The 2418-nt window shown below is 72.3% G+C and carries 3 protein-coding genes; all 3 read left to right on the top strand.

Translation table 11 applies throughout. From position 1 onward, the window contains the following. Positions 1-2 precede the first annotated feature (2 nt). Positions 3-653 (top strand): flavin reductase family protein, encoded by a 651-nt coding sequence (locus ACZJYS_RS23990; protein WP_493180598.1) that lies wholly within the window; start codon positions 3-5, stop codon positions 651-653. A 103-nt stretch (positions 654-756) separates the two neighbouring features. Further along, positions 757-1548, top strand: coding sequence for an SDR family NAD(P)-dependent oxidoreductase (locus ACZJYS_RS23985; protein ID WP_109517281.1), 792 nt, complete (start codon positions 757-759; stop codon positions 1546-1548). After that, positions 1545-2418, top strand: an 874-nt coding sequence (locus ACZJYS_RS23980) for a polysaccharide deacetylase family protein (protein WP_493180597.1), incomplete at its 3' end; no start/stop codon positions are given. The genes ACZJYS_RS23985 and ACZJYS_RS23980, both read left to right, overlap by 4 nt.

Genomic DNA, 2418 nt, shown 5'->3' with positions numbered 1-2418 from the left:
GCATGACCGAGACGCGTGACTTCGACTTCGCCAGCCTCACCCCGCGCGAGCGCTACAAGCTGCTGATCGGCACCGTGGTGCCGCGCCCGATCGCCTGGGTGGTGACGGTGGATGGCGCCGGCCGGCCGAACGCCGCGCCCTACAGCTTCTTCAACTGCCTCTCGGCCGACCCGGCGATCGTGGCGCTCGGCATCGAGTTCCGCGCCGACGGCTCGTCCAAGGACACGGGGCGCAACATCCGCGAGACGGGCTGCTTCACCGTCCACATCGTCTCGGACGCGCTGCTGGAGGCGATGAATGTCTGCGCCGTGCCCTTTCCCCCGGGGGTGAACGAGCTGGAGCGCGCGGGCCTGGCGCTGCTGCCCGGCACGGCGGTGGCCAGCCCGCGCATCGCCGCCGCGCCGGCGGCGCTGGAATGCCGGCTGCACTCCTTCCTGGAGATCGGCGCCTCGCGCGAGATCGTGCTGGGCGAGGTGGTGCACGCCCATCTGCACGCCGGCATCGTCAACGACAGCCTGCATGTGGACCCGGCGGGGCTGGACGCGGTGGGCCGCATGGGCGGCCACGCCTATGCCCGCACGCGCGACCATTTCGACCTGCCCACCATGGACGCGGCCCGCTTCGAATCCGGCGACTGGCCCCGCCGCACCTGACAGAAAAAAGATGGGGGCGCGGGGGAATTCCTTCCCCCGCCCTTTTCACTTCTCTCTCGCTCGGATAGCCCCGGAGCCTTCGCCAGCAAGAGGAGCGACCTCCATGGATTTCACGCAGGAACTGGCCGGCCGGCGGGTGGTGGTGACGGGTGCCTGCGGCGTGGTGGGCCGCTGGATCGTGGACACCTTCGCCCGCGCCGGCGCGCGGCTCTGCCTGACCGACGCCGACGCCGCCGGGCTGGAGGCGCTGGCCGCCGCCACGCCGCTGGGCGAGGGCGGCTTCGCCCGCGCCGTGGACCTGACCGACGCCGCCGCCATCGAGGCGCTGGCCGCAGAGATCGGCGCGCGATGGGGCGCGGCCGAGGTGCTGGTGAACAATGCCGGCGTCTATCCCAGCGGCTTCCTGCTCGACATCGACGCGGCGGAGTGGGACCGCATCATGGATGTCAACCTGCGCGCGCCCTTCGTGCTGACCCGCGCCCTGGCGCGGCAGATGGTGGGGCAGGGGGTGAAGGGCAGCATCATCAACATCTCCTCCGGCGCCTCGCGCAAGATGCGCCGCTCCGTGGTGCCCTACTGCGTCTCCAAGACGGCGCTGGACCGGCTGACCAAGGGCTTCGCCATCGAGCTGGCGGAATACGGCATCCGCGTGAACGCGCTGGAGCCGGGCTTTGCCCCCGGCAGCACCGCCAGCCCGCTGACGGCGGCGCATGTGGAGGCCACCGTGGCGGCCATTCCGCTCGGCCGCGGCAGCTCGCCCGAGGATGTCGGCAACGCGCTGGTCTACCTGGCCAGCAGCGCCTCCGCCTACATGACGGGCGGCACCATGACGGTGGATGGCGGCAACTCCATCGGCTCGCTCGCCGTGCACCAGGACAAGAAGTCGGCGCTGTGAGCGGGGCGGAGCGGGGCCCCTGGCCGGCCTACCAGTGGCCGGAGGGGAAGCGCAGCGCCTTCTGCCTCAGCGTCGATGTCGACGCGGACGCGCCCTATCTCTGGGCGCAGCGCCGGCCGGAGGATGCCCGCATGCTGGGCCAGCTGGAGCAGCGCCGCTTCGGTCTGCGGCAGGGCATCTGGCGCCTGCTCGACCTGCTGGACCGCTTCGGGGTGAAGGGCAGCTTCTTCGTCCCCGGCGTGGTGGCCGAGGCCAACCCGCACCTGCTGCCCGCCTTCCTGGAGCGCGGGCACGAGGTGGGGCTGCATGGCTGGTTCCACGAGATCGTGGCGCAGAGCAGCGATGCCGAGTTCACCGCGGCGCTGGAGGCCTCGCTCGACCTGTTCCGCCGGCAGACGGGCGCCGCGCCGCGCGGCTTCCGCTCCCCTGCCTGGGAGATGACGCCGCACATGCTGGCCGAACTGCGCCGCCACGGCCTCTATGACAGCTCGCTGATGGGCGCCGACCACCCCTACGAGATGGAGGGCGTGGTGGAGGTGCCGGTGCAGTGGGCGATCGACGACGCCGTGCACTTCAAGTTCTCCGCCCTGCCGACCGATCGCGGCCCGCCCATGGCGCCCGGCCCGGTGCTGGAGGGCTGGCTGGACGAATGGGCGGCGCTGCACCGGCTGGGCCAGATGATGACCGTGACGGTGCATGACTGGATCTCCGGCCGGGCGCAGCAGCTGGTGCTGCTGGAGCGGCTGCTGGCGCGCGTCACCGCCGCGCCGGAGGCCTGGGTGGCGACGGTGGGGAGGTGGCGGCGCATCATGCCGCCTCGGCCAATGCCGGGCGCTTCGCCGTCGCGGCGGGCGCGCCCAGCAGCAGCGC

This window comes from Roseomonas sp. TS2, assembly GCF_058833935.1.
This window is presented reverse-complemented; position numbering and strand designations above follow the sequence as displayed.

Coding starts and splice junctions, on each gene's coding strand:
- ACZJYS_RS23990 (WP_493180598.1), top strand. CDS start 3: ATGACCGAGACGCGTGACTTCGACTTCGCCAGCCTCACCCCGCGCGAG.
- ACZJYS_RS23985 (WP_109517281.1), top strand. CDS start 757: ATGGATTTCACGCAGGAACTGGCCGGCCGGCGGGTGGTGGTGACGGGT.